Consider the following 25,494-nt stretch of genomic DNA (forward strand, 5'->3'; position numbering starts at 1 on the left):
ATTGTTCCATTTATTGCTGATAATTGGGTGGGTTAAATCATGGATCAGCAGCGTTCGGAATCGGCTAATTTGGCCGAAAATTCCGCTTTTTCAGGTAGTTTATCGATCGAAGACAAGATTGAACGAGCTCGAACAGAGCTTTTAGATCTTTCAGCTCGAAATCGCTTGTTGAACGTGCCGCGTTTTTCCAAGAGCGCAAAGACGGTCGATATCGTCGATGAAAAAGCGGCAGAAGTATTTCGTATTCTCGTAACTGACGGCAAGGCAATGACCTTCCTTGCAGGCGCGAAAGGACGCGAGAAGACCGGAGAGGATGCTGATGGCGAAGAGCTTATAGAGCTTGCACTGCCGGATGACGACGAGCGCGATGAACAAGGCAAGCTTGTTCGGCATAGTGATACCAAGCTACAGACCAAGATGACGCCGAATGCTTTGCAGAAACGTCTGCTGGACCTTTATTTCGACGCGCGCACACTCGAAGAAGAGCAAGGCGTCAATATTCTGTTTCTTGGTCTCGGAACGCTCAAATGGATCGACCCCAACAATAAAGAGAACATACGATATGCTCCTTTGATATTGGTGCCGGTCATATTGGAACGCGGAACCGCCGGTGAACGCTTTAAGCTCCGGGCACGGCAAGACGATTTCTCGTCCAATCTGTCCTTGGAAGCGTTACTTGACCGTGTCCACGCGATCAAAATGCCCGAGTTCGAGGCAACAGACGATTTTTCGTTCGAAGATTACGCGCAGAGAATTGCCTCGTGTATCGCGGTTAAGCCGGGTTGGTCAGTACAGCCTGACGACATCGTTCTTGGCTTCTTTTCATTCGCCAAGTTCCTGATGTACCGTGATCTCGATCCTGCTCTTTGGCCAGATCACGCCAAGTTTACAGATACGCCTCTCATTAGATCTCTCGTCTCTGATGGATTTGAACGCGATGACGACCTGATTTCTGACGAGGCTAATATTGATGCCGTCATCCAGCCATCTGAGATGACCCATATCGTCGATGCCGATAGCTCGCAGTCAGCGGCAATTCATGAGGTTAAACGAGGTAAGAACCTTGTGATTCAAGGGCCTCCCGGAACAGGGAAGTCGCAGACGATTGCCAATATTATTGCTTCGGCAGTAGCTGATGGGAAAACCGTACTGTTCGTAGCGGAGAAGATGGCGGCGCTGGAGGTGGTGAAACGCCGCTTGGACGCCGCTGGTGTCGGCGAAGCCTGCCTTGAGTTGCACAGCAATAAGGCGAACAAGAAAGCCGTTCTGCACGATCTTCAAAAAACTTGGGATCTAGGTTCGCCACGAGGAAATTTCGATGGCGCGATAGATAATGTCCTGCTCGATCTTCGTGACAAGCTCAACGATCATCCCAAGAGGCTACACCACCTGTATGAGCCATATCGACTTTCAGCATATACGGTCATAGGCCACCTGTCTCGGCTTCGTCGGGAAGGCATGGCACCGTCAGATATCGAGCTTCATAATGCGGTGGAGTGGACACCTGGTCATCGTGACGAAGTCTCAAAGTTGCTTATGGAGCTCGCCGAACGCATTCGCGACATTGGACTGCCTTCTCAACATCCTTGGCGTGGGGTTGGGATAACGGGTATCTCACCTCTCGATCTTGAACGACTAGCCGTACGCATCCAGAACTCAAGCACAGCATTCTCGGAACTGCTCGAAAGGATGCAAAAAACGACGACGGCGCTTCAGCATGCGGATGTCGTCGATCTTCAAGATTATCAGAACTGCAAGAAGCTTGCAGACCGACTCGCTAGCTGTCCCGATACTATTACGAATGAAGCCCTTTCAAATGATGCATGGGCGAATTCAATCACCGACATCGCTTCCTTGGTTCAAGATGGTAAGAAGTTAGCGAATGTTGCTGAAAGAATTAATGAAATCTTAAAATCGGAAGCTTGGGAATATGAGCCTGCTGGACTCGTTTCGCAGTTCTCGCGAGTGCCTGCAAATTTCTCCGATGCAGCTTTTACGACCGTTGAACAATTAAGAACCCTTCTGCCGCGATTGCTGACAGCGGTGCGATCATTGCAAGCATTGCTCGGGATAGACGGCATAGGTTCATTGGCTTCGATTGAGCGGATGGTCGTAATCGGTCAACGTGTGGCGAATGCCCCGGATGCAAGCCCAGACGCTTTTGTTGCAGCTATTTGGGAACGAGGACTCGATCAGGCAAGTGATCTTGCTGAAGCCGTAGCCACACTACAGAACGCTCGATCAGAACTCACAGGGAAGGTTACTGATCACGCTTGGGAAGTCGATCTCGTTGCGGCGAGAACCGCTTTGGCGGTTCACGGAAAGCGAACGCTCAAATTCTTGAGCGGGGATTGGCGTTCTGCCCGATCATTGCTCAAAACGGTATTGGTTGGTGAGCCTTCCGTCGACGAAGCGTTGCGTATTCTCGACGTGCTTCAGAAGGGCAAGCAGGCCAGATCGACTATACGAGACGGAGATGCTCTTGGCCGATCCGCCTTTGGAGCGGACTGGCGAGGCGAGAAGACAGACCCGAAGCCGCTTGAAGATCTGGTACTTTGGATGCGTAGCCTGCGCGGTGTCAGCACTGAGGCGAGGCAGATCGCAAGCCGTCTTTCGAACAAAGCCGCAGTTGGTACTAGTGCCGAACAAGTACAAGGCATCTTGGAAGAAGCCCGCAGACTGACTCATACTATGTGGCTGGAACTGTCTGATAAAACGCAGATTCTTTTCCCTGGCGCTACCGGAGCAGAAGACGCACATTTATCGCAAGTCCTTAGATTGGTGGATGAGCTCGGCCAAGCCGAGCAGGAAGCCAAGACGCTCCTTAAGCGCGATCTGGCAACAGCAGGCGAACGTTCGAAAATTTTCCAAGTGTTAGGCCTCGCCCTTGATCTAAAAGCAAAGGTAGACGGTCAGGGAACGCTTTTAGCTTCAGCATTTGGTCAACGTTGGGAGGGCATTGGATCCGATTGGGATGCACTCTCTCTACTGGTCGATTGGGTTCAGCAAAATGCAGACATACGTCCTTTAGCTGCGACCATAGCTGATCGGGGAGACCTGGCCAGAAAAACGGGAGCGACGCTTGACGATGCCGGTACCTGGGTCGGCGAATTCTCAGCGATCCTTGATTACCTACAGACCGATCCGGAAACACTTTTTGGAGCCAACAGGGTTGAGGAAGTTCCCTGCTCCGAATTGCAGGAGCGGTTGCAAGTTTGGTTGACCTCACAGGAACAGCTGTCCAAATGGACCGCCTACCGTAATCGCGCCAATGCCGCAAATGATGCAGGCGCAGAACTAATTGTTGAACGTATGGAAGACGGTCGTGTCTCTCCAGACGGCGTAATGTCATATTTTGAGATGGCATTTTACGAAGCCATCCTACGTGATCAACATAGACACGATCCGGAGCTAGCTCGTTTCGACGGCGAAGTTCATGGAAGGCTGGTAAATGAATTCGCGCGCCTTGACATGGACAGGATGGGACTGTCGCGACTGGAAGTCGTTCGTTCACACCATAAACGTATTCCGGGCAAGAGCGGTGTTGGCCCCGTAGGTGTCCTCAGATCTGAAATGGCGCGTCGCCGTGGTCACATGCCTATTCGTCAGTTGATGACCAGGGCGGCTCCAGCAATTCAAGCGCTGAAGCCTGTTATTATGATGAGCCCACTGTCCATTGCACAGTTTCTGCCGCCTGCACAACTTACCTTCGATTTGCTCGTTATGGACGAAGCCAGTCAGATACAACCTGTTGACGCTATTGGCGCTGTTGCCAGAGCGCGGCAGGTTGTTGTCGTGGGCGACGAAAGACAGTTGCCGCCAACGCGCTTCTTCTCGAAGATGACTTCAAGCGGCTCCGAGGACGACGACGAACTTGAAGGCGCACAGGTTTCAGATATCGAGAGCATTCTAGGTCTGTTTTCTGCACGTGGCCTGCCCGAGAAAATGTTGAGATGGCATTATCGTAGCCGTCACCAGTCACTCATTGCTGTTTCAAATAGCGAGTTTTACGAGAATAAGCTGTTTATCGTTCCTAGTCCGTATACGCTCGAAGCCGGAATGGGGCTCCGATTCCATCAAGTTCCAGGCGGAACCTTTGAAGAAGGCGTAAACAAAACCGAAGCCAAGGCCGTGGCCAAAGCTATCATCAAACATGCTCTTGAGAACCCTAACCTGTCATTGGGTGTTGCTACTTTTTCGATCAAGCAACGTAGGGAAATACAGGACCAGCTTGAAATCCTGCGTAGGCTTAACCCTGAAACCGAAGCCTTCTTTCATTCCCATCCAACAGAACCGTTCTTCATCAAGAACCTTGAAAACCTTCAGGGTGATGAACGTGACGTCATCTTCATTTCAGTGGCCTACGCCCGCAATGCCCAAGGGTACATGGGGATGAGATTCGGCCCACTTGGTGCAGAGGGTGGTGAACGACGTTTGAATGTTTTGATTAGTCGCGCCAAGCAACGCTGTGAAGTCTACGCGTCCATAACCGATGAGGACATCGATTTGGAGCGCGCACGAGGCAAAGGCGTAGCTGCGTTCAAGCTCTTCCTTCATTTTGCAAGAACCGGACGGCTATCGCTTTCCAAGCGTACTGAACGCGAGATGGACAGCGTCTTTGAAGAACAGGTCGCTGCGGCATTGACCGAGCGCGGCTATCAGGTCCATCCGCAGGTGGGTATTGCGGGGTTCTTTATTGATCTTGCTGTCGCCGGTGACGACGTTCCTGGACGGTATTTGCTCGGTATTGAATGCGACGGTGCGGCATATCATGACTCTCGTTCAGCTCGCGACCGTGATCGTTTGCGACAAGCTGTTCTCGAAGCGCATGGCTGGAATATTCATCGCATATGGAGCACCGATTGGTTTCAGCGCCCAAATGCTGAGCTCGAAAAGCTAATCGCCGCGATAGAACGTGCGAAGGCCAATACACTTGAACTCGAAGGTGACACAGAGAAGAAGCGCAAAGCAGTCAATGTGGAGATCATCACCATTGATCGTGAGGATGTGACTGAAATCGGGCTATTGCCGAAGGATGTGATCGAAAACGCAACTCCCCTTTATAAGGAAGCGTCAATCACGCCAGCGATCCTTGTTGAACTTCATGAAACGCCTATCGGCATTCTGGTTGAACACATTAAGGAAATTGTGGAGGTCGAAGGCCCTCTTCATCAGGATGAACTCGTCACTCGACTTAGAAGCGCGTGGGGATTACAAAGAGCAGGCCAGCGCATCAACAGCCACGTAATCGTGGCAATCTTGGCGGCGGCCCGAAACAAGCACATCAACATTGAAGGCCAATTCTTGCTATGGCCAAATGGTGAAATCAAGCTTCGTGATCGAAGTGAAGTTACCTCGCTCAGTTTGCGCCGCCTTGATATGCTTCCTCCAATGGAGATCGATCAGGGACTTCGACAATTGGTCGAGGCGAGCTTCGGTGCAACGCCAGATGAAGCAATCAATGCGATTTCCAGAGCGCTTGGGTTCAAATCCACAAGTGGGCAACTGAGGGAACATATCCAAGCGAGAATAGGCTATCTGAAGAAGGCCGATATACTTGATGAAAGAGATGGGCTTCTTATACTGAATAGGGATCAAACGGAAAACTGTTGATCCCCCCTTTAGTATTAGATCAAGCTTTGGACGGGTTTTCTTGACTATGCACAATTACTGGGGGAGCATGATATTCGACAAGTCTGTTATTTCGATCAACGCAACGGAGTAGGTCATGAGCGATGATGATCATCACGAACATTTAGATCGATGGAAGCATGACGGGGTTCGCGTTGTAAAAGGTGACCAGCTTGACGCTCACACAGCGCAAACGCCAGGAATGTTTCGTCAGGCAGCCATCAATCATGCGCGGGTTGGCGCACAGAAAATCTGGGCTGGGACAGTGGCCATCGAACCCAACGCCAAGACGGGCGTCCATCACCATGGCGCGCTGGAGAGCGTCATTTTCGTTCTGCGCGGTAAAGCTCGTATGCGATGGGGAGATCATCTCGAATATGTTGCCGAAGCCGGACCAGGCGACTTCATATTCGTGCCGCCATACGTTCCACATCAAGAGATCAACGCTGATCCGGATAATGTGTTGGAATGCGTACTGGTGAGGTCGGACAACGAAGCTATTGTCGTAAATATTACGGACGTCGATCCAATCGAAAACCCAGAAGAAGTGTATTGGGTAGATCCGCTACATCGTCACCCCGATAATGATATTTAAAATACGGTCTCTATCAATTAGACGCAGCTAGGTATTTATACTCGACGAATTTTTTCTTGAAAATTCAATAGTGAAGCGCGATTTCTAAACCTTTAATCGCCTTCTTCCAAAGGTCCGCCTTTCGATAAAAACTCGGCGGGGCTTTCGGATTTTTCACAGCCCAGAAATTTCAGTTCGAATTGTTTTTTACCAACATGGAATATCTCAGAACCGTTTATTTCGGCAAGTTGAAGTAGGTCGTTCAAGTTCTGAGTAGTCTCAACTTGAAGACGCTTATCTTTCGTCATCAATTTATCTCCAAACAAAGATAGCAGTCCGATTTTTCGCGAACTGTTATTGCGTTTTATAATTAATGTATTCGAAATCACTTCGAGATATTTATAAGCTCTGGTGATCCCGTGTGAATCCTGAGCAAATGATGTCCCAGTCTCCACGTATTCTGTTAGATACCTGCGTGATATCTCAGTTCACGTACAAGAATCCGTCGCCACAGCTTATCACTTGGATTAAAAAAATTCCGGAAGATTCTTTAGCAATTTCAGTTGCTACTGTTTTTGAGATACAAAAAGGTATTGAAAAGCTTAGATCGGCTAATTCACCCCGAGTTCAGGCATTTGAGGTTTGGCTTGATGAGCTTTTAGCCACCAGCATAATATGTTTGCAGCAGGATATCGAAACAGCACGACTTCATGCCAAGATGGTCGCAGTCCCTGCCCTCAAAAGCTTATGGGTTCCTGACCCAACTGCAAAGACACCCAAGTATGGTCAGGATCTGCTCATTGCAGCGACAAGCATACGTTATGAAATCCCAATAGCAACGATCAATATCCGAGACTTCATGGCGATCCACGAGCATTTTCGGCTGCCAGGTTTATTAGATCCCAGCACCTCTTTGTGGCATGTAACTCCAAAACTTTACGAAGTTACTTCGCCGAAGAACAGCTAGAAATAACCAACCGGGTTTAGGTGACGCGACCTATCTCTGGTTGAAGCCAGGCGATAAATTAATGCTGATAACAGTTCACCATCAATTTTTGATTGGTTAAATAAACCGAATTCACGCCACATCTCCGTGGGCGACCCTTAGTGCGCTTTGGCGGTTCTTTTCTTTTTCGCAACTGGGGGAACGATAGTTTTCTCGTACTCCATGCGGGCATTTCTTAAGCGAAGTGTTTTTGCATGTATAGCGTCCGTCTCAATCTGTTAAATGGAACGAACAGTACGATCTATTCTTGACGCAGTCGATTCTTTACCGGACGTGACAGGCTTAAAGAGTGTCTCTTTTGTTATAGCTATTTGTGAATTTATCGACATCAAGGAATCCTTTTCAAATTAAAAAGGCCAGGCGTTACCTGACCTCATAAAGTAAACTTCTTTCAACAGTGCCAGTACATCCGTGGTCAAAGGAAAGAAGAAAACCTATCTAAGCAGCCTGAAGATTGCAGGCGGACATTTTGCCCGACTTCATGTCGCGCTCCATATCGTAACCAATCTTCTGGCCTTCGACGATGTCGCGCATTCCGGCGCGCTCGACGGCAGAGATATGAACGAAGGCATCCGCGCCGCCGTTGTCAGGCTGAATGAAGCCGAACCCTTTTGTGGAATTGAACCATTTAACTGTGCCGGTGGTCATAATAAACCCTTTCATAGCAACAAAGAAAAACGACACGCGATAGCGTGACGCAAAGTGATAACGATTTTTAAAAGGGGGTTCGTTCAGGGCACGGTGCTAAATGTGCAATAAGAAAAACTCAACAAGAAAATATCGATACGCATTATCTACTGAATATTTCAATATTTGTCAAACTATATTTAAACAAGATCTCCATGGCGTAATATTTTTGGATTTACCTCGAGATACCATATCGACAATATTCTTAGAAAAATTAAATGAGGCAAGCCTATTACTGAATACTAAGCCCACCAAAATAACTTGGACGATTATGGCGTGCCATACGCAGCAGTAGAGTGGGGCAACGGCGCAGTTTCAACACGATAGTCACGCATAACGCCCGACATAAAATTTTGCAAAACTACTTGTGACTGGTGAAAGAGAGGCCCTGATAGCGGCTTCATTCTTGGCGTCACATACCCAGCCTTAGACATCATCTGTTTCAGGATGCGATTGCTGATATGAAAGTCGACGAGACGGATATTGGAAGGCATACAGCCCTCCTTTCAAATTGTGGGTACGGACAATTAAGCCCCGCCAGCGACCCCAGATAAATTCAGCTGGCTATTTAGTTTCAGCTTTCGTGGCTCAAATAGCAAGGAAACAATTGAGGTCGGTTTAAGGCAAATATTTAGTCTGCAATTCAATCTTTAATTATATAAGATAGTATCGCGAATGCCTAATTATCACAGTTAATCTATTCGACATTGAGTTATGGAGTTGCAACATTACATTTTACTGAGATACCTTTTTCAAAATAAATTAAAATACAGCTCATCTAATTATCGTTTATGTGAATTTTCTTCCGCGCCATTTCAACATGACGAGGACGAAAAAAGCTATTTTCTCGATTTCGACGCTTGGCCATTGAATTAGCAGACATTTTACAAAGCCGTTTAATAGCTATTCTAAATCGCTTTTCTTAGCACTCTCCGCGACATCTAGCTGGTCAAGGAGGCCAGAAAACCTCTCGTCGCCCTCAGTGACTGTCCTGTCGTTTAGTTCTGCGATGGCATCTCCAATTGCTTGACTTGCATCACTTACGGAAGACATGCGTCTCGTAGTCGCGCGACGCGCTGCTTTAGCAAGGCTATTATTGAACGGTAATTGCATTAGTTCTAAAGCCTTCAAATGTACTGTGAAGGCTGAACACTCTCACACCGTCATGGTTCCCAATTATTAAACTGAAATCACCTTAATGGCCCGGTCTTGTGATTTACATTCGCAGCAATTCCATAGTCGTCAGACTTTTTAATATTTGTCGGAGAACGAACCATTTGTATGGCTAACTCCACCAAATGATCTAAATCGCGCAAACCACTATCGTAAAGCCTTATTACATTTACAGTTAATTCATCTTTATTATAGTGCACTTTTGCATTCTGCAGCAAAGATTTGGCTCGTTCTACAGAACCGCGCAACAAATCAATTTCATCCGGCGAGTATACATGACTCGCTTTGTCGAAAAATGACATACTCCCCTCCATTTGAATTCCCGCATAAAGGCACTACACTGGGAACTCGTTCAATATATGAATTATGGCGCAGTTAAATTACTAGATCAAGAATGTTGTTGCTTCGCAAAGGCCCCAGAAGCAAGGACTTCAACGGTGCTGGACACTATTGAAGCAGGGTTCAACAACTACCTATTGTACTGTCACGCTTTCTGCGAATTACAATGCGTAATAAGCAAATAGCTATTTCAGTCGAATCCTCTAACTTTTCGCTAATTCTAATTTTTCAATCATAGATTTAAAGCCACACGTGAGCGATAAGCAACTGAAACGTTTTAGCTGATCGATGCTAAACTAGCAATTTCTCAAGAAAGCCCCCACCCATAAGGATCCCATATCAAACCATGTTGTTGGCGGTAATTTTATATGAGGACTGTCGCGACTGTGAATATACTTCGGACGCCACGCTGTAGATTAATTTCCGTGACCTATCGAAAGCAGATAAAAATGATGCTTCGGAATTTCCTACAGGCCCTGAAGTTTCTAGTGCACCCTTATCTATCACAAATGGAACAGAGATCATTCCGTCATAACCTACGAAGCGCAAGCCGTTTTGGATATCGATGAAACTCCTGCTGATATTTGGGAATGAAAGTGTCATCTGTTTTCCTTTTTCGTCGCTCCGCCTTCGTCGTCCCACTGGTCTACGGCAGAAGACAATGATATTTGGCGCGCAATAAATTGTTTTAAAGCAAACTTCAAACGGCCTTCATCGCATGTGCCGTCTCTAAAACACTGCACCAGATAACGTGACGCCTTTCCGTTAAGATCAAGTGGATCATTAACCCTCTGGGCATTTCTAATTAGTCTAGATAACATATTGATGCTGCTGGCATCTAAGCGGGTGGAAGACAATGCGTCCTCCTTTGTTGCGGGCTAGGGGTTCACCCCTCTGACGACAGCGCCCGTTTCAATTGCTGCCGAGGAATTCACCATGAACCCTATCGTGTTTAATAGCAAATTAGCCACGGCTTTCCTGTTTTCGGATAGCTACTCAACTAATTGCTCCTCCGCTGTGTCTTTTTGCCGATAAAGCTAGGCTACAAGTCAATACAATCCTTACACAAACTCCATTTCGCAGAATGGAGACAGTTGAATTAAAGCGGCCGAAGACTGGCTACGGGATGGGTCCGGTCCGAGAAATTATTTATCGAAGGGTAACTGCAGGATAACCTCATTATAATTGGCGCTAAATTAATCGAAGCTCTTGGTTTGTTCATACATAAGAAGTTGCTTTTTATATTAACAGCAAGCACACTCAATATGGTCAAGCTCAAACATCTTAGCCGAAAAATTGAAGAGCTATATACTTCCATTCATTGCATGTAGCTCTCGACTGAATTTCATACCTAGGAACATACTAAAGTAGTCACAGTAAAATTTATGTAAGGATATCAGGATGCTTCGGGTTTTCGCTGCCGGATTTTTCTCGATAGTCTGTACTATCGTCCAACCGATATCTTCAGAAGCGCAGCCAGTCGCGCCGCATGATATCCAAGCCGTTGCCAAGGAAGCCTATGTTTATGGCGTTCCAATGGTAAGCAGCTACGGCACCATGTTCGAATTCTCTATTAATAAGGATAGTCCCGAATACAAGGGACCATTTAACTCAGTTTTGAACGTAGCGCGTGTATTTACACCTGACGACAAAGGCTTCGTGACACCAAACTCAGACACGCCGTATACATTTATGGGTCTAGATCTGCGGGCAGAACCGATTGTGATCAGCATACCTCCTGTTGAGGAGAGCCGATACTTCGTTTTCCAGATGATGGATCTTTACACGTTCAATTTTGACTATATTGGTAGGCGAACCACGGGGAATGGAGGCGGCACTTATCTTGTGGCTGGCCCGAATTGGCAAGGGCAGACCCCCGATGGTATAACTAAAACACTTCGTTCGGAAACCGAGCTGGTCAACGTGATCGGTCGCACACAGCTTTTCAACCCAGCTGATCTAGATAAAGTCAAAGAGATACAAGCGGGCTACAAGTTACAGCCACTTTCGGCATTTCTCGGCCAAGAAACACCCCCTGCTTCGCCGGAAACTAACTGGATAAAGCCCCTCAGCCCCACTGATCAACGAAAATCACTCGAATTCTTCAATGTGCTCAATTTTGCGCTGCAGTTCGCTCCGACGCATCCTTCTGAAGTAGAGTTACGGGAACGGTTTGCAACGATTGGTATCATACCCGGTAAATCAATCGATATCTCCACGCTTTCAGAAGAAACCAAAACCGCCCTTCAAGCGGGCATGATTGATGGACAAAAGGAAATTGATGCACGTCGCAGCAGTCTTGGCGGCAACATTGATCAGCTCTTCGGAACTCGTGAATTTCTTAAGAATGATTATGTAGCGCGCGCCGTCGGTACACAGGTTGGTATTGGTGCCAATTCACGCGAGGAGGCTCTGTACCCCATATATGAAAAGGATGGGAATGGGGACGCGCTCGACGGTTCTAAGGCAGCTTATACATTGCATTTTTCGGGAAATAATTTTCCACCCGTAAATGCCTTCTGGTCGCTCACAATGTATGATCTACCAAGTCAACTGCTGGTGGCAAATCCACTTAACCGTTACCTGATCAATTCCCCGATGATGCCCGACTTGAAGCTGGACCCAGATGGAGGTTTGACCATCTACATTCAGAATGAATCGCCAGGAGCAGACAAAGAGCCTAATTGGCTCCCTGCTCCAAAAGGGCCTTTTATGCTGACGATGCGTTACTATCTGCCAAAGCCCGAGCTCCTATCGGGTGAGTGGAGCTCTCCAAAAGTGAAAAAAGCCAATTAACGGCGATCTAATTGTTGTTTTTCACATCGTCTTCGCAGTTCTAGCACGCGCGCCCCATCATTAGTTATTTGACAGCAATGGGTGCCTTAAGGAGTAAGTTCATGTCCTTCTTCAACAGAATGGCTTTTGCGACCACTTTATCAACACTTGTCTCATTCACAACATTTGTAAATGCTCAAAACGTTACTCCTGAGGACGCGCAAGCAATTGCAAAAGAAGCATATATTTATGCTATTGCGCCAATTGCCAATTATCAGACTTGGCGTAAACAGGCTGTAGATTCAAAAGCTCCAGAGTATGTGGGCGGATTTAATGTTTTCCGACACTACGCTCAAACATTTACACCTGAAAATAAGGACGTCGTAACGCCCAATAACGACACTCCCTACTCCTGGGCGTGGCTTGACCTTCGTACGGAACCTATGGTTCTCAGCGTCCCCGCCGTGCCCAAGGATCGCTATTACGTAATGCAACTTATTGATCTTTTCACTTATAACTTCGGCTACGTAGGTGTGCGTGCAACCGGATTTGATGCGGGAAATTATCTTATTGCAGGCCCTAACTGGCAGGGAGAAGTGCCGGATGCGATCACGAAAACATTCAAGGCCGAAACGGACATCATTGGCATCTTAGGACGTACGTCTCTTGATGGACAAGAAGATGTCGATAACGTGAAAGCATTGCAGGCTCAGTATAAGCTGCAGCCGCTTAGTTCATTCACCAAAACCAAGACACCTGCAGCAGCTCCTCCAGTAGAGTTCCCACCTTACAATGAGGCGAAAGCTACCAGCCATGATTTTATCGGCTACCTCAATTTCCTTTTACAGTTCGCCCAGCCAACTACCCCCGCAGAAAAAGAACTCATGGAGCGGTTTGCCAAGATTGGTATTGGTGCGAACAAATCGTGGAATGCGGATGCTCTAGACCCAGCCCTCTTGGCGGCAATCGATAAGGGCGTGGCTGAAGCTCAGGCTGAGATGAAGGCAACAGTCGCTAAGACGCACAGCTCAAACGGATTGTTTGGAACTCGTGAGTTTATAAATGGTGATTACGTGTTGCGAGCAACAGCCGCAACCATGGGCCTCTACGGCAATTCGCTCGAGGAAGCTTGGTATGGTGGCTTTGTCGGAGATGGCACGAAACCATCGATGCTTCATTTCCCGGCAGGAAAATTGCCTCCGGCGGACTTTTTCTGGTCACTGACACTCTATACTTTGCCAGATCGCTTTCTCTATTCGAACAGCATTGATCGCTACTCTATTGGTGACCGTACTAAGGGACTTGTTTATGATGACGATAAATCGCTGACAATCTATCTCAGTCATGAATCACCGGGTAAGGACAAGGAAGCCAACTGGTTGCCGACGCCTGCTGCGCCTTATAGCCTGGTCGCTCGCATCTATGGCCCAAAACCAGAAGCGATCAATGGAACCTGGAAGTTACCGACCCTTCAGCCCATAGACTAATGGGGTCAGTCCACTACGCCGTATAATTCCATCCGTAAGGGTCAATGTAGGGTATGCCCAACCTGCATTGACCATTTACTCACACTAATTGTACAGAATACAAGCATAGTCGGAGGAGAAAATTTGAGGCTTTATATATCAAATATCTCATTGACTTAGGAGGTTTCGAACAACAGGGCTGTGAGATTCATTCCTAACTGCTAACTTGACGCTTGCTCAGCAGAATAAAATTCACTCAATATTCGCGATATCGCCATCTTGAAATTGGGCTATTGCAGCTTTTGTATAGAAATCAATTTATTATTCTGATCGAATATTAAGAGATATTGGGCAAAGCGAGATCCGTCATCGCAAGTCACCTTAACCGGGTTCTCATTATTCTTCTTCAAGTGCAATGCAGGTCGAATATCGCTAATCACATCACACCAAAACCCTTCGCTTCTGATATGACGCGCAACCTGCCGCTCCAACACGTCAGCGATAGATGATGACAATCCCGACAAAATGATAACAACGCCAATCAATATTCTAATCATCAGCTGACCTTTCACTTTCTCTAAAAACCTAGTTCGCGCTTTATACAACTCGAAATATTGTGAGGTCCGCTTGGATGAATAAATTTTTTCATACTGTGTTTCAATGCTGAGAGACTGCTAAGGGTATAGCGACGGTCAAAAATACGGAATTTCCCTCGGCTCGATTTTCAGCTGCAAATTCATGAAAATATTTAAGACGCGTTGAGACAGGCATTGGTCCCAACTCGAAGTTGTAGCCCACCGTCGCACCAACTGCAGCTACGCGTCCTTTGTACTCACCAAGACGAGCTCCTGCGCCGCTATCGCCAGTAATCTGGTCATAGTAATAACCAATAACGCCTGCCGAGAACTGCTTAGAGAAATTCTGAGAAACAGCCCATTCCACATGGAACTCTGTCCCGGTTTTATAGTCAGTTGCCGGGTTTTCCCCATTAAACGTAAAACCCGAAGCAACCGAAACGTCAAGGCCTGTGGTAGGATCAAGCCATGTCACAGCAGCATTCAGATCCGTAGCCCAGCGGTTAAAGGATATATTGGAAAGGGATCCGTCTTTATAATCACCAATCGGAACATTGACCATAATACCGGTTTGCCAGTACCAATTACCAGAGTTCCAACCGATCATACCTGATATAACTGGATCTCCAAAGCTGAATCTGTCCTCTTGACGTGATCGCGAAATCGCTGTGCCCGTTACCGGATTGACCACATCTAATCCTGCCTCCATATCTTTTTGCCCAAACGGCAAAGATAAAGAGAATGCCAGTGACCCGCCTGCTATGTCTGTTGGGGTTACCCAGATCGCAGTCGGCACATTAATGACAGCTGTCGCGTCTATATCTGCCACGATACGACCGCCTAACGGGATACCCCGTGATCCGCCCATTCCGCCGGAGTAAATATAGAGGTCATTCTGCAGGTACAAGCCAGGAAGTGGGGGCAAAATGGCCGCTGCCGGACCTTTGCTACCAAGCATGTAGAAACCAGAGCCGCCTTCGGCTGCTTCAGTAATACTAATTGCTCCAAGTGGGACCGTGACAGCAAAGCTGAGGCCTAAAATCCCTAGTTGTCTCACGTTCACTGTATTTTCCCCAATTCCTGATAATTCACAAATGTTCGACTAATTATGCTTTTCGATGTCAGGAAGCTCCCAGCTTTGATCGAAATAGGTTTCTGTAGGTCCGTAAAACCTAAATAATGCAAACCATGCTTTTCCAGGAATGGTCGGAATCCAGTTCTTCTCATGTCCCGCAGGCTTTTCCGGTCCCATGAAAAGATCGACCGAACCATCTACATTCTTTTTGAGATCGGCACGTGACGAACGATCAACTATTCCTTCTGGCGTGTTGTCGAAAAATGCGCGCGTTTCCGTATCATAAACTGTAAGCGACCAAAATAATTTAGCCGGGGCATTCGCCGGAACGTGAAGGCGATAGCTCTTGCCCCCATCAAGCCATGCACCGTCTTTGTCATGGGCGGTACCGATATAAGCCTGGCCTACGCCTGGAGTTTTTGTTACCATTCCCCGGCTCGTCGTCACAGCCTGATAAAAATAACCTGTTCGCTGATCCAGTGGCGCGTAAGTGCCCACGTCTTGGCCAGGATCAAATGTGAATAGGTATTCCCAGCGCGCGTCTGGACGATACCGGGCATTAGGATCACGGTTGTCGAACGCAAGCGACTGCGCCATTTTTTCACCAAGAACGGCCGCTTCCTCAAGCAACTTTCTTTGGCTTTCATTGGGCTTGAATGGTTTTCCCTTTTCAATGCCAAGTGGCTTTAGCATGGCCATATAAAAGCGATCACGCTCCATGACTGGCTCGCGCTGTAATATGTCGTTCAACCGTTCCCAAAAGGCAATGCCGTTCGGGGGAACCTGGCTCCATTCACGACCCTCAGGCTGAATGAAGCGGGTTTCTCCGGGTTTATCGCGATCAGCGTATGGATAGATCCTAACCTTCGAGATTAATTCTTTGCCCTTGGCAGGATCGGGATCCAAAACGCGGAAAGCAAAGAAGATATTTACAGTTGGCGATTGGATTACGGTATAGCCTTCGGCATCAGGTGATGTTTGATTGGGTCCAACAATCAGATATTTGCCACCCTTACCTTTGTCAGGACCCGTTTCCCCCATGTCTTCGATTGGGCGCTGCCAGAAATCCCCCACACCACCAGCCGATGCTCCGGGTGGATAATCGATTATAAGTGGTCCTGTTTTTGAAAGGTCGGGCATACCTACAATGTAAGGTGTCGTGGCATTTGCGGTCAGAATACCGAGCTTGTCCTTGACGCTTTCATAAATAACCATATCTGTGTCGGCAGCACCGAAAACGTTACGCTGCGCATCCTGCCAGCCTGCAAATCCTACAATCGGCAAAGCCCAGAGATAAGACTGAACCGCTCTTTGGAAGTCCATTTCATTATAGAGCTTCTCAACTGCTGCCTGATTTGCAGGCAGACCGAAGTGTGTCGGGATTTCGCCGATGCGCGTTTGGACCGACTCGGCGTGAACGGCCGAAGTAATACTCAAGCCAGCCATCAAAACGGCGATGCTTATTGGCTTATTGAAAGCGAATGTCATTGTTTGTTCCCTTATCGCACTAGCATCATATAACTCTTGCAGATGCGTATTATTCTAGTCGCCTCTCGCAAGGAGTCAGCCTCATCATTTGGTTGGCAATTAATCTTAAACTCCGGAAGTCTAACGTCGCCGCATCCCTAATCCGCCATGACGCCCGCCAGAACGAGAGAATCCACCACCCCTGAACTCTGGATGAAACTCCATGCGATGACCAAGCGACTGTCGATTACCAAACTCACGTCCCGCCCGATCAATCGAAAGATGATCAGGCGCGACCAATCTTTGTCGCGAGCCTAACTGTTTGACTGGCTGTCCCTGGGCATGGCGTTCCCGGAGCGAACTCGCGGCGTCTGGGTGTTTGGTCGCAAAATGTTGACCGCGTTGTTTCAAATCATCCGCAGAAGGTTTTTGTACTGGGGACCAGCCATCATCGGAATGCTTTTGCCATTGTCCTGCCTGGCGACGATATACATTCCCGTCACGACCAGCATAGACATCTCCACCCGTTCCACTGCCTGCGACAAAACCGTGATTGCCGCCGGACGTCCGCCAGCGAACACCTTCTTCTCCACCTGGAGCTTCACCGCCATGGGCACGAACCCAATCTGATCCATGACGAACGCTTGCCGTACCCCACGAACCATAAATATTGTGTCCGCCATGCGCGAAGGCAGCAGTTTCGGTTCGTGGATTGTAAGCTGCTACGAATCCTCTATCACCTAAAGGACCAGCCATGCCGCCGCCGCGTACATAGTTTCCGGTGATTGGGTTGTAAGCGGCTCCACCCGCAATCCCGCGATAAGGTCCATAGGCATAACCATAGCGACCGAATGTGCCGCGAGCCGGATTATAGAAAGCACCCACACCATAGCTCATTGGACGTGGATAATAAGGCCAGAACCCACCCGCCCATCCGTAATCCCAATACGCTGGATAATACCAGCCAGTGCCGTAAACAATGGCATCCCATGCAAGATAAGCACCAAGATAACCCATTGTATAGCCAAACCAGACCGCATCATCCTCAGTCTGATAGATCCGGACATAAGTCACATTATAAACGGGCGACGTGGGAGGGATTTTATAGATATCCTCGGGAATGGATCGAGCTACAGCAAAAGGACCTTGGGGAGTGTCACCGACGAACCATATGCCCTGTTTAAGGACGTAGTATTTGTCACCAACCTTGATTACCTGATCATTGGTATTGACCGCAAATTCAAGGGAAGTACCTTTGATTGGCTCAAACTTCGGATCGCCACTGTATGTGACGTCGACCTTTACTGAACCATCGGTTGCTACACGAGCGGTCTCCGGGATGCTCGCGCGAAGCCGCGCTTCGGCGCTTTCAGAAGTCCCAGGAACCGAAGCACGGACGGTGTAATAAGGTGCATCATCGGGAATATTGCGGAAATCCTCCGGTAGATCAGGAGTTGCGAACGTCCAAGGTGCTTCCAGTGCGGCTGCCGAAAACCACCTTCCTGAAAGAAGCACATACCACTTCTTGTCTGCCTTGCTGAAGAAGACATCGTTCTCACTATTGGAAACCCATTCCAATTGAGTGCCAGAGACCGCTTCAAGCGTGGGTTTGCCTTTGAACTGGATCAATTCGGCTGGCTTGTCGGAATAAACTACGCTTGGTTTATTGCCATCCTCAAACGCAACAGGCGGAATCGCGGTGCGCGCGTCTTTCCAGTTTTCTTCGTCCGGAAGTTTGGAAATGAGTTCCGGTAGGCTCGTTACAGGTTCCCATGTGGCTGTAAGATCTTGAGAGGTAAGCCAAGACTTACCGTCGCGCAGATAGAGCGACTTGTCTGCATCAATCTGGAACAGGTCCCAGTTGGTGTTGACGACAAAGGAAAGTCCATCCACGCCCTTTACCGGAGCATAAACTGCCTTACCGTCAGTCTGAACCAATATGGCGGGACTTTCGGAAACCTGAATGATTGGTGGCTCTGTATTCAGCCCCTTGACATCCTCTGTCCTTCGATAATCGGCAAGGCTCGCCGTCAGACCCTCTACGGGCAGGGTTACAGTGCCGACCGGAATGAGTTTGCCTATGTCCAGCGACAAATCGGCGAGCTTCTTTCGATCAAGGGCCGAGAAATTAAGCTCTGTCACCCTGATATCACTCAGCTCTATCTGTCCATTGGCTCCGTCATTCGTCGTTTTTCCAACAATGCTGACTATGCCAAAGACCGGTTTGGCCTGTTTGTCTACCTTGATTTCGGTTGCAATTTGCGCGGAAAGCTCAGCATATTCTTTCCACTCGGTGATCTGAGGTTGATAAAGGACAATTTCAGAGCCCTTGTCCGTAGAGAACGAGCGAGGCCACCCCGGCCGTTCAGTATCAGCTTCCTTAACATACTGTCCGCTGACGAAACCGTTCTTGCCTTGATAGGTCACTGAACACCAGGAGCCACCTTCATTACATGCGCCGAGCTGCACTTCAGCTCTCTCAGGGATTGATCCGGCAGTGTTGTACCCCGTTCCCGGCCCCACACGAAGGTTTACTTTGGCTGTAGTAACACCAGGCGCTGCATGCGCAGTAGATACGGCCAAAGAGGCTACTGAGATATATAGGGCCAATTTGCGCATGTGAGGCTCCTTCGCCACTCTATAAACGCCATTGTTTCACAATCTGTTGTTGCCAGACGTCAACGCTGTCTTTGATTTGCATGCTGTATGAGAATTTTCCTGCCGCTTAACCCAGCGGCAGGGTAAGTATTTATCCTTTAACCACTTCAATTTAACCCGGTCGCCAGCTCTTATCGAAGAATGTTTGCAGCGGGCTGTAAAGTCGCAGCATCAACCACCAGCTTCTTTTCGGATCAGTTTCAACCAGATTCTTTCCTTAGCGCCATCTGGCTTTTGCGCCGCAAAATGGATTGTTGTGGATCCATATGAGTTTGCCTCGGCTGCCTCAAATTTCTAGGACCAAACAGTCAATCTATTTGCCAACAGCAAACTGAAAATTAACTCCGGCGAATATCTGCCATTCGGGTTGCCCGGTACCATGACTAAACACGGTATACTGCGGCTCAACAAAAGCATTCATTGTAACTTTGTCGTTGAGCGGAATAACCTTACCAACACCGAATCCGACGGGGATCGAATAATCTCCATCTTCCAGATCGAAGTTCCAGGTCGCTGACGAACGTAGATAAAACCCATCTTTCAAATTGATATTCAGTATTGGTTGTACCGTCGCTAATGAGACTTCGTCGCGATCACCATCACCAGCAAAAGACGCCTGATAAGTAGCAAGACCGCCAACCAACCCCCACGATTGGGGCGCTATCGCCACACCTGCCAGACCCGCCTGCCATTTTCCCGCGCCTAGAACATCATCAGATGCAGTGGGGAGAACCAATAATGGTCCAGCGCCGAACGACACTTCTTTCCCTGGAAACATGAACAAGTCCATAAGCGTAAGATCGCCAAGACCAGTGGTTTCACCATCAGGGAATGTAGGGGCAGTAGCAATAGGCAGAGTGAAACGAAAAAGCTGCGGAGCACCAAACAGATTCGATGGTATTAACCCACGTAAAAGAAACTGATTTGCATATTTGTCGGGTACATCAGTCAACTCCGGAACATAGTAATTATGAAAGTTGACGGTGATTTTGGGAGTAAGCGGATTGTTCGCCTCATTCACAGCGTCGTGCTCTTGTGCCGCTACTGAGAAAATAGGAACAGTCGACGCTGCGATAAACGCTAGACAAATTTTTAAGTGCTGCATGTAAAGAATCCCCTCTTAATGCAGTGCCCTTAAAGTCTTTACAAAATATGTGATCAGATACGCCTGTTTAGCAAGATAAAAGTGATGACCCGTGTACGCGACGATCGAGGCAGCCATTACTTCCCGTAAAAATATTGAATTTACTATCGAGCGAACTCAAACGCGGTTTAAAGACATAGATGTTCAGAAAAATGGACTGATGATCCGCTCTCCGAGCAGTTTGAAGCACAGATTATGAATCTTTCATTCTCCGTGCAAATAGCCTCTGAAGATAAGCCCTTGGCAAGTATGGGGAGCGAGGCGGGAGGCCGCATCCATTACAAGCAATATGACTACAATTTGATTATTATCAGAATGAATTGGAATTTTTAATGTCAGGAAAGCAATATTTAATCGAGTGTTACTAAATTTAGGCAAACTCCATCAATAAATAAGGCATCAGAATTTCATGGGCGGATGAATCAGCCCAGTCCTTCGACAGGTGGAAAAAGAGCGAGCAAGTATTTTAAACGACCCCATGAGCGGTACGTATGGCGTCCGATCAAAAAAAACTAAACAGACCTTCACTAAAATCGCTTGACGTGACCCATTTGTTCTGCTTATGTTCTAGATATGAGAAACGAACGCACCCATCCCAATTGCGCATTTGTTGCCTTTAGGCAGCCCTTAGCGCTTGTGCGTCGAATAGGTAGCTTCTGAGTTAAATGTGAACCCTCCCCGTTCATAGACGGTTTGCCGTCCTCAGGAGCAATCTCATGTTCCGATCTAATAATGACATTCTTTCCGAAGCTAAACTTCGTGCAGCTAGCAATTCATTTGCACCGTCAGTTGTATTGAAGTGTAAAGGCCTCGCGCTTTTTCGTTCACAAAGGGCTAGGAATCTGGCCTGCTATTTTGATCTCAGCCCTGATGTGGTCATTTGGACTTGCATGCCAGTTTTGCTTGGCTCAACTCAAGCTTTTCACATTCCAGATTTTGCCGTTCAGCGAGTGGATGGCGATTACTTGGTTGATATTCAAAACACGCCCGATTGGGCTCTAAAGTCCGCTGAAGCAGAGGGTTGGGTTTATGACGAGCGCACTTACAGAATGATCGAGCAATCAATCATCTCTAATGCCGTCGATCTTCTACCTTTTGCCTCATCTACAGTGTCTCTTGGAGATCGTCTTCGATTACTTTCTGTTCTAGACGATGATGGCCCTCTGCCTCTCAAACATTGCTGCGAATTAGTGCGCAATACCAACGAGCCGATGAGCGCGTTAGCCGCGCTGTATTTTTCCGGGGAGATTTCATTCGATCTTACAGAGAGAATAAGCCCTGAGACAAGGGTTTCGCGAACCTGAGCTTACGAAACATTTTGAATCATTCAAATCGACGTTTTCACGTACGATAACGAGGAAACTTATCTATGAATAACTTGAATTATCTCAATGAAATGATCGAACTTCTTCAAAACTTACTCGAAGACTTGAAAAGCCTGCGGGATGGCAATGAGCTGAATAGCGAGGTTCTCAGCAAGAGCCCCGTGCTCAACGGATGGAGCCAGACAACGCGATCGACGGCTTGTCTGGAAGGGGTGGTTCAGGAGCACCCTCGCCTAGGCAAAAGCAAAGTCATTCTTACCAGCGATCTATATTACCTAGATCCTGAAATGCGCTTTGCTCGCACATTGTCGAGATATTACCGCCTAGGGAAACCAGCCAAGTTCAAAGGCCTACGTTAAAATTTGAGGAGGTCAATTTTATGAAATCTTTCCGAATACCCGTCCGTCTCTGCCGCTTTTCACTCCTCAGTGCAATTAACTCTAGCGAGCAAACAGAATGCGATATTTCCAACAAACGTCTGAAAGCTTGGCACTGCGACTAGCCGTTGCGCATCTAACACGACAATTGCGTAAACAAGGTTTGCATGATTTTTTAGCAGGCCGCGTGTTTAATCTGATTGTGACAGCGGAAAACGCTGATGACCTGGAACTATATGAAAAAGCCATTGGGCGACTAAGCTATCTGTGTTCGGCTAAGCCCTCACAACGTAGCATCATCCAAAGAAGCGGAAAGACAAAGCAGTCCGAAGATTTAGATGACCAACACCTTATCTACAAACAAACGCTTCATTTCTCACACAGTGCCAACGCATTGTCGAAACAGGTGATCATGGAAGCCGATCACATCATCGATATGAAACTTGACGGCACCCTTTGTGAAGCCATCGCCAGGGAAACTTTAAAATCTCCTCCGCGTTTCTCGACGCTTCCCAAACCTTCACCATTTCCACTGCGCGTTTTGGCATCCATGATCGTTCAGTCCTGGAATGATCAAGATGTTCAGCACAAGCTTGATAAGATCATGCGTGGCGCAATTCATAAAGCTAAAAACATGAAAAGCGATCTCAATCTTTATACCATTCCTGGTTATGGGCAGGCAGCTGAATGGGGAAAAACGCTCGCAGAAGATTTGGCAACTTACATCAAAGGAGATCTTGGCTGGGAGGACATTGATCGCGGCGTACTGCTGTGCGGCCCCCCAGGGGTTGGCAAAACACTGTTTGCTCGTGCGCTTGCAGGAACCTGCAATGTGCCATTATTCGCTCACTCGTTGACCGAATGGCAAGCTCAAGGCAGTTTGGATGACCTACTCAAAGCAATGCTCAACGCGTTTGATAAAGCTAAAAGCGAGGCTCCTTGCATCTTGTTTGTTGATGAATTGGATAGCTTCGGAGATCGATCACAGCTTTCGGGACCAAATGCGAACTACTCACGACAGGTAATCAATGCATTTCTTCAATGCTTAGACGGGCTGGACGGAAGAGAAGGAGTTATTGTCGTCGCAGCGACCAACAATTTCGACAAGATTGATCCAGCCATCCTACGTTCAGGCAGAATTGAGCGGCATATTAACATCAGCCTGCCAAATGCCAGTGGTAGGGAAAAAATTCTAAGGTATCATCTGCGAGATGATCTAAAGGACTGTGATATTTCCGACATTGCCACTGGGCTTGATGGACTATCAGGTGCAGACATCGCTCGTTTCATCAGAGAAGCCCGCAGCCGAGCAAGATCACGAAAAGAGCCTCTGGTTATTTCAGACCTTTCAATCGCTATTCCCAAGCCTCGCCCTGTCCGTATTGATGATATTCGCAGAACAGCAATCCACGAAGCTGGCCACGCGATTGTTGCCGACGAATTATACGACATTACAGGCATCAAAGCCGTCGCGGTTCAGATTAAGCGAAATGTTCAGGATGGCGATAGCAACCTCGGAGGCACAAAGATGCATATTCGAGCAGACAGGGTTCTGACGACAAAAGCTGAATATTTAGCTCGGATTTGCACGCTACTGGCTGGTCTTGCCGCCGAGAAAGCGATGTTAGGAGCCGCATCAGACGGCGGTGGAGGCGGCAAACATTCTGATCTAGCCGAGGCAACAAAAATTGCAATTCGTATCGAAGCCTCATTCGGCTTGGGTAACGGTCTGGCATTCTTAGCTACCACGAATTTTTGCGACGAAACCCTGTTGCGTCAAAATTCCCACCTCGAACAGCGTGTGAATGAAATTCTTCAAACCCAGTTTGACAGAGCGGTCGGCATAATCGAGAAAAAAGCGAAAGCCCTTTCCTCAATTGCCGCGAAGCTTGAACGTTATTCGGCACTCAACGAAAGGCAGTTGAAAAGAATCTTTCAGAAGAAGGTAGCCTAGATACTGCATGCGTATCGATCTTTAAACGGGCCACAAGTTGGCCCGTTCTGTATTTCACGAAGACAACCTGATATTGGTTCGGTATGCTTTTTGTTACGGCGTTTGCAGGATCGAAGGAATTGCACTTCCGTCCCACTTAAATGTTATATGATCTCCCTGACGCACATTCTGTATGACGGAAGGTCGGAAAACCGCAATACACTCACCACCGGGACGTCTCACGGATGGATAAATCAAGCCGTTACCACCGCTCGCGAATATCGATTTAGCCAATGTCTGCCCCACTGGGTAAGCAATCGCAGTGTCAGGCTGAAGGCTTTCGTGATCTGGCATACTGCGGAGGTCATGAAAGTTCGACGTGAAACCCGCTAATAATTCTCGATAGTGGCCAATGTCATCAAAGCACCCTGCCGCTGCTAATGCGCGTGTACGGTGGAAGATAATCTCTGCTTGCGATGTTAGTTTTGCGTCGATGCCGAATGCGCAATACCACGCCCCCCTATCTTGATTGTTGAATCTGTTTCCAGATGGCCGGGCGTGACAGAAGGCGGCGTTTATCAACGTGTATCCATATCCAAATGATGCGTTCAGAATTTCACTTGGATCGACTTCTGCAGGCAACGCAACTGTGCTCATGCGTGCCGAAGTTGCTCCTTCAAGCTTGGTCAGTATCTCGATTTCTTCATCGTCATCCGCCAGAGGTGCGACGGCTTCTTCTTTTATATAAGCTGTTGATATTAGACGAATTGTTGCTGGATCTGTAAAGTCAGTATTAGGGATCATAAACCACCACGAAGTCCGTCAATGTATCGCCGTGTTTGGATCATTGCAGGAATTCCCCCTTCAATCATAAATTGGGTGGGCATTTTTCCACCAAAGATGGAATCTGTATTTGGTCGTTTTGGCCATCCATAGGTTAGAGGGCCGTTGAAGAACAACCGCAACCCCTTAAAAATCCCAACAATGAGGCTGGCTCTAGTCTTCTTGTCTTGATCTAGCTTGCCTCTGAAGATTCCAGACTTCATACGATTCCATGTCGCGATAGGCACGCCGAAAAGGTCCGCCGCCTCTTGGTTTGTTAACTCCCAATGGGAAAAAGTACGTACTATGGCTTTGACGATGACGGCATCCTCATCTTTGCCTGACTTCAGTGTGTTATCCGAATGTGCTGCAGATACGTAGGTCACACTTGTTTCTCCTGATGTACTTATTTGTATCATATGATACACTAATGCAAATTAATTTCAAGTCCGCATTATGGGACAAGA

The 25,494-nt window shown here is 47.7% G+C and carries 21 protein-coding genes; 8 read left to right on the forward strand and 13 right to left on the reverse strand.

Annotated elements, in window-relative coordinates; translation table 11 throughout:
- The first annotated feature begins 39 nt into the window (after positions 1-39).
- Positions 40-5,613: a DUF3320 domain-containing protein gene (locus CEV31_RS15790; RefSeq protein ID WP_094508211.1), complete on the forward strand. Its 5,574-nt coding sequence runs from the start codon at positions 40-42 to the stop codon at positions 5,611-5,613.
- Positions 5,614-5,728: 115 nt separating this feature from the next.
- On the forward strand, positions 5,729-6,226 hold the full coding sequence (locus tag CEV31_RS15795; RefSeq protein ID WP_094508213.1) for a cupin domain-containing protein: 498 nt from the start codon (positions 5,729-5,731) through the stop codon (positions 6,224-6,226).
- A gap of 92 nt (positions 6,227-6,318) precedes the next feature.
- On the opposite strand, the gene CEV31_RS20975 is transcribed toward CEV31_RS15795, so the two are convergent.
- Positions 6,319-6,513, reverse strand: a complete 195-nt coding sequence (locus CEV31_RS20975; protein WP_143850960.1) for a hypothetical protein — start codon at positions 6,511-6,513, stop codon at positions 6,319-6,321.
- A 113-nt stretch (positions 6,514-6,626) separates the two neighbouring features.
- Here CEV31_RS20975 and CEV31_RS15805 point away from each other — a divergent pair, with 113 nt between their 5' ends.
- Complete coding sequence (locus tag CEV31_RS15805) at positions 6,627-7,172, forward strand: PIN domain-containing protein (protein ID WP_143850961.1); 546 nt, start codon at positions 6,627-6,629, stop codon at positions 7,170-7,172.
- 477 nt (positions 7,173-7,649) lie between these two features.
- On the opposite strand, the gene CEV31_RS15810 is transcribed toward CEV31_RS15805, so the two are convergent.
- The 5 genes from CEV31_RS15810 to CEV31_RS20980 form a co-directional block, all read right to left on the reverse strand.
- Entirely contained in the window at positions 7,650-7,859 is a 210-nt protein-coding gene (locus CEV31_RS15810; protein WP_094508219.1) for a cold-shock protein, read from the reverse strand.
- Positions 7,860-8,167: 308 nt separating this feature from the next.
- Positions 8,168-8,392, reverse strand: coding sequence for a hypothetical protein (locus tag CEV31_RS15815; protein ID WP_094508221.1), 225 nt, complete (start codon positions 8,390-8,392; stop codon positions 8,168-8,170).
- Positions 8,393-9,088: 696 nt separating this feature from the next.
- Entirely contained in the window at positions 9,089-9,373 is a 285-nt protein-coding gene (locus CEV31_RS15825) for a hypothetical protein (protein WP_143850962.1), read from the reverse strand.
- A gap of 376 nt (positions 9,374-9,749) precedes the next feature.
- On the reverse strand, positions 9,750-10,013 hold the full coding sequence (locus tag CEV31_RS15830; protein ID WP_094508604.1) for a DUF1488 family protein: 264 nt from the start codon (positions 10,011-10,013) through the stop codon (positions 9,750-9,752).
- Complete coding sequence (locus CEV31_RS20980) at positions 10,010-10,267, reverse strand: hypothetical protein (RefSeq protein ID WP_143850963.1); 258 nt, start codon at positions 10,265-10,267, stop codon at positions 10,010-10,012. The genes CEV31_RS15830 and CEV31_RS20980 overlap by 4 nt, the downstream gene beginning before the upstream one ends.
- A 544-nt stretch (positions 10,268-10,811) precedes the next feature.
- Here CEV31_RS20980 and CEV31_RS15835 point away from each other — a divergent pair.
- Both CEV31_RS15835 and CEV31_RS15840 read left to right on the forward strand, forming a co-directional pair.
- Positions 10,812-12,206, forward strand: a complete 1,395-nt coding sequence (locus tag CEV31_RS15835; RefSeq protein ID WP_094508227.1) for a DUF1254 domain-containing protein — start codon at positions 10,812-10,814, stop codon at positions 12,204-12,206.
- 101 nt (positions 12,207-12,307) lie between these two features.
- On the forward strand, positions 12,308-13,672 hold the full coding sequence (locus tag CEV31_RS15840; RefSeq protein WP_094508229.1) for a DUF1254 domain-containing protein: 1,365 nt from the start codon (positions 12,308-12,310) through the stop codon (positions 13,670-13,672).
- A 269-nt stretch (positions 13,673-13,941) separates the two neighbouring features.
- On the opposite strand, the gene CEV31_RS15845 is transcribed toward CEV31_RS15840, so the two are convergent.
- The 5 genes from CEV31_RS15845 to CEV31_RS15865 form a co-directional block, all read right to left on the reverse strand.
- Positions 13,942-14,223, reverse strand: a complete 282-nt coding sequence (locus CEV31_RS15845) for a hypothetical protein (protein ID WP_143850964.1) — start codon at positions 14,221-14,223, stop codon at positions 13,942-13,944.
- An 85-nt stretch (positions 14,224-14,308) separates the two neighbouring features.
- On the reverse strand, positions 14,309-15,289 hold the full coding sequence (locus CEV31_RS15850) for a SphA family protein (protein ID WP_143850965.1): 981 nt from the start codon (positions 15,287-15,289) through the stop codon (positions 14,309-14,311).
- Between the two features lie 39 nt (positions 15,290-15,328).
- Positions 15,329-16,789: a DUF1254 domain-containing protein gene (locus CEV31_RS15855; protein WP_210190933.1), complete on the reverse strand. Its 1,461-nt coding sequence runs from the start codon at positions 16,787-16,789 to the stop codon at positions 15,329-15,331.
- 120 nt (positions 16,790-16,909) lie between these two features.
- Positions 16,910-19,387, reverse strand: coding sequence for an SH3 domain-containing protein (locus CEV31_RS15860; protein WP_235818124.1), 2,478 nt, complete (start codon positions 19,385-19,387; stop codon positions 16,910-16,912).
- 352 nt (positions 19,388-19,739) lie between these two features.
- The gene (locus tag CEV31_RS15865) at positions 19,740-20,531 is read right to left on the reverse strand and encodes a hypothetical protein (RefSeq protein WP_094508235.1); all 792 of its coding nucleotides are present in this window, start codon (positions 20,529-20,531) and stop codon (positions 19,740-19,742) included.
- Between the two features lie 755 nt (positions 20,532-21,286).
- Between CEV31_RS15865 and CEV31_RS15870 the strand changes: the two genes are divergently transcribed.
- The 3 genes from CEV31_RS15870 (at position 21,287) to CEV31_RS15880 (ending at position 24,226) form a co-directional block, all read left to right on the forward strand.
- Complete coding sequence (locus CEV31_RS15870; protein ID WP_143850966.1) at positions 21,287-21,874, forward strand: hypothetical protein; 588 nt, start codon at positions 21,287-21,289, stop codon at positions 21,872-21,874.
- 65 nt (positions 21,875-21,939) lie between these two features.
- Positions 21,940-22,254, forward strand: a complete 315-nt coding sequence (locus CEV31_RS15875) for a DUF6634 family protein (RefSeq protein ID WP_094508239.1) — start codon at positions 21,940-21,942, stop codon at positions 22,252-22,254.
- A 97-nt stretch (positions 22,255-22,351) separates the two neighbouring features.
- A complete protein-coding gene (locus CEV31_RS15880) occupies positions 22,352-24,226 on the forward strand; it encodes an AAA family ATPase (RefSeq protein ID WP_094508241.1) in 1,875 nt (624 codons plus the stop codon).
- A 93-nt stretch (positions 24,227-24,319) separates the two neighbouring features.
- On the opposite strand, the gene CEV31_RS15885 is transcribed toward CEV31_RS15880, so the two are convergent.
- Entirely contained in the window at positions 24,320-25,009 is a 690-nt protein-coding gene (locus tag CEV31_RS15885) for an RES family NAD+ phosphorylase (protein WP_094508243.1), read from the reverse strand.
- Positions 25,006-25,413, reverse strand: coding sequence for an antitoxin Xre-like helix-turn-helix domain-containing protein (locus CEV31_RS21320; protein WP_143850967.1), 408 nt, complete (start codon positions 25,411-25,413; stop codon positions 25,006-25,008). The genes CEV31_RS15885 and CEV31_RS21320 overlap by 4 nt, the downstream gene beginning before the upstream one ends.
- Between the last annotated feature and the right edge of the window lie 81 nt (positions 25,414-25,494).

Origin of the sequence: Brucella thiophenivorans (genome assembly GCF_002252445.1) — a bacterium.
Taxonomy (GTDB): Bacteria; Pseudomonadota; Alphaproteobacteria; order Rhizobiales; family Rhizobiaceae; genus Brucella; species Brucella thiophenivorans.